Raw genomic sequence first — 6812 nt, forward strand, 5'->3', positions numbered from 1 at the left:
ATGGGCATGTTGTGCACGTTCCTGTCACGGGGCAGCAATCGAAACTCATGGTCGGTGACCTCCAACATCTTGTTTTCCGGGATTACATAAATATGGTTCGGGTCGATATGGCATTCATCGGTGATTTCCTGTACCGGGATGTTCGTTACCTTGGCCAAGAGTTCGGGCAGGATGCTTTCGTGCGATGGGGCAAGGTGCTGCACGAGAATATAGGCCATTCCGGAGTCTTCGGGAATAGCGGAAATGAATTTTTTAAAGGATGCGATACCCCCGGCCGAAGCCCCGATGCCGACCAAGGGATACGGTTCCTGTTCTTTTTCTGTAGCCATTTGCTGTGTATTGGGAAGCCGTTTTGGACATTCATGAAAGGTATGGATTAATTTTTAGGCAAAAAAGCACATTTGTTTTTATAGTCGAAAGGATTTTTCAGAGGGTAGGGACGTACGGTGAGGGCCGAAAAAGCTAGGGTTTAGCGGATGGCGGATGGCGGATGGCGGATGGCGGATGGCCGGTGAAAATTACTATTTTTTTCATACATTGCGAAATACGAATCCCAAAAATAATGACAACCCGCCTAAACTTTATGATCATCGACGACGATCCCGACGACATCGACTTTTTTCAGTACGCCGTAAGCAATATCGATCCCTCGCATACGTGCATGAGCGCGTCGGACGGGGAAGACGCGCTGCATCAACTGCAAAAGGAAACAAAAAAACCGCCCGATTTTATCTTCTTGGATCTCAATATGCCTCGAATGGACGGAATGACCTGCCTTCGGGAACTAAAGAAAAAGGAGAAATTGAAAGATATACCCGTTATCATTTATACCACCTCTTCCCACGAACGGGAAAAAGAGGAAGCTCTAGCACTCGGTGCCGCGCACTTTTTGACCAAGGCCCATTCCATCAAGATGCTACAGGAAAGCATTAGGGACGCGGTAGCGACCGTAGGTTCCCAAATTGAAAAAGGCTAGAGCGGTATCCCGGGTATTTTCCAAAAAAAAACCATGACAGGAAACGTATCCCGCATGGCTTTTTCTGTATTTTTAGCACTTACTAAAGTGCCTGGCCTAAAAGGCCTGACACTTACGATTACAATATATCGGAACTCGGATCGATCACCCCGTTCACAATATGGATGACCCCGTTCGAAGCTGCTATATCGGACTTGATTATTTTGGATCCACTGATAAAGACGTTGTCATAGGAATCTTGATCAACGGCAATCTCATTTTCATCCGGTGTCGTAATTACCTGGCCGTCATCAAAGGCTACCATCATTTGCTTTGTGGGCATAACATGATGCTTGACAAAAGCGACAAGTTCCGTAGAATTTTTCGGATCTGTCAACTCCGTAAACCGTTCGATGGTCATATCGTTGAACGCATCATTGGTAGGTACGAAAAGCGTGTGACCGTCGGTCATCTGCATAGATTGAGCCAGGCCCGATAAAATGACCAAATTGGCAAAGGTGGAAAGCTCCTTGTCCATCGAAATCAGTTGAAACGTAGTGTATTTCTTCGGACTTTCGACCTTGCTAAGTATGGCGTCGTTACTCGACTGTGCAGAGGCAGAAAAGTTGAAAAAAATCAGCGCTGCCGCCAATGTAAAAAATTGAGTGATTCGCATTTTCATAATATTTATGTTTTAAAAGTTTATAAAAAAATTTAAGGTCGACAGTGGATAATCAGGTTTAAGATTCATTTTCTTTGAACCCATATTATCACCCACTAACCCTATACCTTAATATAGCCTGATTGCGAGCCCTAATCGTGTCCTATACAATAATAATTTGATGCTAAAAAGATACGCCGGCAATAACGTTCCGATATGCCCAAGAAAGCCTTTGAATCGAATCCGTATTCGACACGGCCAACATGCTTAAAATTTTTCTGATCCTTTTCACGACAATCTAATTTTAAGATGTATACTAAATTTTCAAATGCTTCTGGGGTAAATAAATTTTAGTTGGGCCGCTGAAAACGGTCGTTGGCGTAAAAGGCGTCATCATTGTTATCATAATCCGTCATCATAATCCCTGTTTGATATGGGATTATTCTTATGGCTCATGATGACTTCATTTTAGTTGATAAATCCTCACTAATGTTTTCTTTTGTGAATTTTGGAATTTGCTTTTGGCCGAAATTTTGGGAGATACCTCGGATGTAGGACTCGCGGTAGTTCTAATTGGCCAACCTTCCCCTGCGGATCATTTCATCGGCCCTCTCGGTTTCCTCTTGGGTTGGCACGGGTATGGTGTGCTTCTCCTTACCTTCAGGTTCAAAGCTCAGCTTGACGTAGATCGGCAGGTGGTCGGAGTCTATATTTTGGCCCAGTTCCACAACAACGTTCCTGAATTCGGGCGAAATAAAGATGTGGTCCAGCGGCCAACGGACAAGGGGATATTCGGCATGATAGGTGTTGTAAAAGCCGCGACCCTGTCTTATGTCGAGCAGTCCGCTAATTTGCTGAAAAAGCTCGGTCGTACCGGACCAGGCCACATCGTTGAAATCGCCCGTTACGATGACCGGATAATTCGACGCGCGCGCAAGTTCGGCGGTCTTCATCAGCTCCGCATTGCGGCCGGTGGATTTGGGATTATGACTTGGCAAGGGCGGTCTGGGATGAATGGCGATCAATTGAAGTGTGTCGTTCTTGGGCAGGATCAACTTGGTGTGGATGGAGGGAATGCTATCGTCGATCATATATCGTACGTTGGAATCGAACAAGGGGAATTTTGAGCAGACCCACATGCCATAGGTGTTCTCTAGGGGAATCGAAATCTGTTCGGTATAGTCGGCGTCCAAATTTTTAATTAGGATTTCCGTCCATTGCGAATTGGTCTCCGTTAATACCACGATATCGGGATCGTACCTTTGGATTTCCTGGAGCAAGACGGCCGTTTTTTCATTGGCCTGATAAACATTGGCGGTATATAGGCTCAACATACGCTCCTTATCCGAAGACTCCGGCGGCAATACCTCATAGTCGGCCAAGGGCGTGTACGGAAAGATCTTAATCAGTTGAAAGGTAAAACAGCCCGCAAGGACTAGGACGAAAACCATATCGAACTTGGAATGGATATCGAAGCGTATAAAAAACGCGACCAGCGAAATAAGGGTCAAAACGGTCAGCTGAAAATGGGGGAAATCGAAGACCACGATCCACCAATATTGCTTGGCGATAAGCGGTATCAGGGTCAACAGGACCGTAACCAGGCCAAAAAACTGGAGAAATCGTTTAACGATCATAGAATGTGTTGTGCAAGCCAGCCCGAAATTTAGGTGGCTTCATTTTATATGGATATGACACTTGAAATGCCTTTAAATGTACAAAGAATTTGGGGCTCTCCTATAAATAGGTTTGCCAGAACGTAACGCCCTGGCAATGCCTATTTGAAAACAACCCTTAAGAAATCAATTTCGCTGTTTCACTAAACGCTTCTTCCCGTTACCACTTTATAGATAATTAGGATCACGGCGATGACCAGCAGGGCATGTATAAGACCTCCTACGGCCGGAAAGGCAAAAAATCCTATCAGCCAACCGACGACCAATAGTACAACGATAATCCAAATAATGTCTTTCATAATATAAAGGTTTTAGTTAAATATTCACTTAGATATTCATAGAATAGGAAATAAATGAAAAATGGTCCCGGTCCTATACCTCCTAAGCGTTCGGGACCATCATCAATCAACCTAAACAAATTTTTAACGCTAACATCGTATCCTATGTAAATATTGGCTGAATTTCAGTGCAATACATCAAGCACTACGACTGTTATTAATTGTATTGACGTAAATGTAGACTTCTGAATTGGGGATTTTGTGCTTTAATGGTGTTTCCGTTGACCCCGAAGGAAAATGCTACTCCTCCTCTCAACCCATTTTATGGCTTACAAGTCCCTTAGGGTCAACAAATGTACTTTTAGGGGCAATCCACCGAAATTCATAGCGGTAGTTTTGTTCCATTATATTGGAAACACTTTTTATTCATTTAAATTTATACGATGAAAAACTTGAAATTAGCATTTCTTGCAGTATTGCTGACCGTATTGCCAGCACTGTCGCAGGATAACGACACTAGCATCGACCTTGAATCCTTCGATGAGATCAAGGTCTTCGATCAGATCAATGTTACCTTGGTCAAGAGCGATAAAAACCAGGCGGTCGTATCGGGCGACGATGTGGAAAAAGTTTCTATCGGTAACGATAATGGACGATTGAACATCAAAATGGAAATCGAAAATATGTTGGACGGTAACGAGACCAATGTCATGTTGTACCACACAGAGGCCCTGAGCCTCATCGATGCCAACGAAGGTGCCGAAATCACTTCGGAGGAGGAACTTGAAGCCAAATATTTAACCCTGCGCACTCAGGAAGGCGGAAAATTGACTGTCAAGGTAAACGCGAAAAATTTGGATTCGAAAGCCGTAACCGGCGGGGAAATCAAAATTTCCGGTACGGCCGAAAATCAAGAGGTCAATATCAGAAGCGGTGGCCAATATGATGCGAAGGACCTTGCCACCGACCGGACCGAAATTACCATCTTCGCCGGCGGCAACGGAACGGTCAACGCATCGGAAGTGGTGGACGCCAACGTCACCGCCGGGGGAACGATCGAAATTTACGGAAATCCGGAGACGGTCAATGAGAACGATACATTTGGTGGCTCGATTATCGTAAAGCAATAATTTGTTTTTCAAAGTAAGGTTTTGTGTCAAAAAATTGTGCAATAGCATCCCGGCCATGATTTTAATTGAAATATCTTGTCGATACTATTAATCTTTAAAAACAATTATTATGAGCACGAAGCACGAAGAGATGGTCGACCAATTGGAAGAAATATTAGAAAAGAACAGGGATGCCGAAAAGGGGTATAAAAAAGCCGCTGAAAATGCGGATAGTATCAGCTTAAAATCCTATTTCGAGAAAAAGGCGAGAGATCGAAAATCCTTTAACGACTCGTTGAAAAGGGAACTCGTTGCGAACTACGATAAAATCGACGACGATGGATCCTTTGGAGGAACTATACACAGAACTTGGATGGACGTAAAAGCGTTTTTCTCGGGCGACAATGACGAATCGATGTTGGAGGAAGCCATTCGAGGCGATAAATCGGCGGTCGAAGAATATGAAGAGGTCTTGGAAGATACTACCTTGCCCAGCAGCATTGCCACTTTGATACGCGATCAACAAATGAAGATCCGTACCGATTTGAACAAAATCAAGACCTTGGAAGACTTGAAATAGTCGAAGAAGAAATTGATTACGCTACAAAGGGCATCCATTATGGATGCCCTTTTTGATACATCCCGACTCAAAACGGAAAAAAATACGGAATAACAAAGGAAGCCACTACCCAAGTTATAAGGTTCAGGGGCGTGCCGAACTTGAGAAAATCGTTGAACTTATAATTGCCTGGCGCGTAGACCATGGTATTCGTCGGATAGCTCATTGGCGTCATAAAGGTCAGGGAACAGGCGAACATCACCGCCACCAAAAAAGGACGATAACTGACTTCCATGGCCGCGGCGAGGCTAATGACCACCGGTGCCATTAAAGCGGCCGTTGCCTTGCTGGAAATCAGGTTGGTGGAAACGAACGAGACCAGATAGATGATGCTCAGCGTTATCCGCGGGTCATATTGACCCAGATTGGTTTCTATAAATTGGGCAATGAGCTCCGCACCGCCCGTCTTTTCAAGGGCCGCCCCCATCGAGAGTACACCGGCCATCATGAAAATCACTTTCCATTCTACCGCTTTATAGGCCTCGTTGGGCTTTAGAACCCCTGTTAATATCATAAGTAGCGCACCGATCATCGCACTGATCAAAATACTGGTCAGATTGAGTGACGCGACCAAGATGACCCCTATGCCGATGAGGATCGCGGGAATCGCTTTTTTGAAATTGATTCTCTTCTTGTCGTATTCGGAAAGGGTAATTATAAGCTTTTGCGATTCGAGACGATCGATGGCTTCCTGTTTGCCTAGTACCAGTATCATATCGCCTTCCCGTAGGGCTACTTGGGCCAGCTTGTCCATTATGATTTCGTTTCTTTGGCGGATGGCCAATACCGAAAGATTATACTTCTGACTGAATTTTAAAGTTTGTAGGGAGCTTCCGGTCAACGACGAGCCAAAGGGTAAGATGATCTCGTACAAGCGATAGGCATCATCCTTTTGGTCGGTTTCCTCCCGTTTGTCTCCCTTAATACGATATCCTTTCGCATCTAAAAGCCTGTTGAAACTTGCGGGCGGCACAATGACCTTTAAGATGTCCCCTTCCAACAGTATGGTTTCAGGTCCTACATGGTGGTTTAGGATACCATCCCTTAAAATAGAAAGAATACGCACTTCAAAATTTTCTACCAACCGTGATTTTACGACCGTGCGGTTACTATCGGGACAATCGTTTTCTACCTCAAGCTCCGTAATATATTCTTCCGCCTTTTTTGTTAGATGCTCGCTATCCTTGCTTTTGGGAAGCAAAAACGGACTCACCAAAAAAAGATACGTGAACCCTACGACCAGCAGGCAAAGGGCCGCCCCGCTGAACTCGAACATGCCGAATTCCTCTAATCCGAATTTTTTGGCGTAGCTACTGACGAGAATGTTCGTCGACGTTCCTATCAGGGTGCAGGTACCCCCAAAAAGGGCCGCGAAAGAGATGGGCATCAATAGTTTTCCGGGGCTGATGCCCGTCTCCCTGCAAACCGTCAAGGCTATGGGTAGGAGTAGGGCGACTACCGCCGTGTCGTTGATAAAGGCGGAAAAAACGCCCGCTAACAGGCAAAAGGTAACC

At 44.9% G+C, this 6812-nt stretch carries 8 protein-coding genes; 3 read left to right on the plus strand and 5 right to left on the minus strand.

Annotation, left to right across the window (positions count from 1 at the left end; all coding sequences use genetic code 11):
• Positions 1-329, minus strand: a 329-nt coding sequence (locus ACEW8S_RS00335; protein WP_373516207.1) for a chemotaxis protein CheB, incomplete at its 3' end; no start/stop codon positions are given.
• A gap of 233 nt (positions 330-562) precedes the next feature.
• Between ACEW8S_RS00335 and ACEW8S_RS00340 the strand changes: the two genes are divergently transcribed.
• The gene (locus ACEW8S_RS00340) at positions 563-976 is read left to right on the plus strand and encodes a response regulator (protein ID WP_373516208.1); all 414 of its coding nucleotides are present in this window, start codon (positions 563-565) and stop codon (positions 974-976) included.
• 118 nt (positions 977-1094) lie between these two features.
• Here ACEW8S_RS00340 and ACEW8S_RS00345 read toward each other — a convergent pair whose 3' ends face one another.
• The 3 genes from ACEW8S_RS00345 to ACEW8S_RS00355 form a co-directional block, all read right to left on the minus strand.
• Positions 1095-1637 carry a fasciclin domain-containing protein gene (locus ACEW8S_RS00345; protein WP_373516209.1) on the minus strand — a complete coding sequence of 181 codons (543 nt, stop codon included), beginning with the start codon at positions 1635-1637 and terminating at the stop codon, positions 1095-1097.
• A gap of 548 nt (positions 1638-2185) precedes the next feature.
• Entirely contained in the window at positions 2186-3253 is a 1068-nt protein-coding gene (locus ACEW8S_RS00350; RefSeq protein WP_373516210.1) for an endonuclease/exonuclease/phosphatase family protein, read from the minus strand.
• Between the two features lie 182 nt (positions 3254-3435).
• The gene (locus ACEW8S_RS00355) at positions 3436-3591 is read right to left on the minus strand and encodes a lmo0937 family membrane protein (protein WP_373516211.1); all 156 of its coding nucleotides are present in this window, start codon (positions 3589-3591) and stop codon (positions 3436-3438) included.
• Between the two features lie 422 nt (positions 3592-4013).
• Here ACEW8S_RS00355 and ACEW8S_RS00360 point away from each other — a divergent pair, with 422 nt between their 5' ends.
• Together ACEW8S_RS00360 and ACEW8S_RS00365 are read left to right on the plus strand one after the other, a co-directional pair.
• The gene (locus tag ACEW8S_RS00360) at positions 4014-4700 is read left to right on the plus strand and encodes a head GIN domain-containing protein (RefSeq protein WP_373516212.1); all 687 of its coding nucleotides are present in this window, start codon (positions 4014-4016) and stop codon (positions 4698-4700) included.
• Positions 4701-4809: 109 nt separating this feature from the next.
• Positions 4810-5259: a PA2169 family four-helix-bundle protein gene (locus ACEW8S_RS00365; protein ID WP_373516213.1), complete on the plus strand. Its 450-nt coding sequence runs from the start codon at positions 4810-4812 to the stop codon at positions 5257-5259.
• A 67-nt stretch (positions 5260-5326) separates the two neighbouring features.
• Here ACEW8S_RS00365 and ACEW8S_RS00370 read toward each other — a convergent pair.
• On the minus strand, positions 5327-6812 hold a 1486-nt coding region (locus ACEW8S_RS00370; RefSeq protein WP_373516214.1), incomplete at its 5' end, for an SLC13 family permease.

Source organism: Pricia sp., assembly GCF_041745955.1.
In the GTDB taxonomy this organism is placed as follows: Bacteria; Bacteroidota; Bacteroidia; order Flavobacteriales; family Flavobacteriaceae; genus Pricia.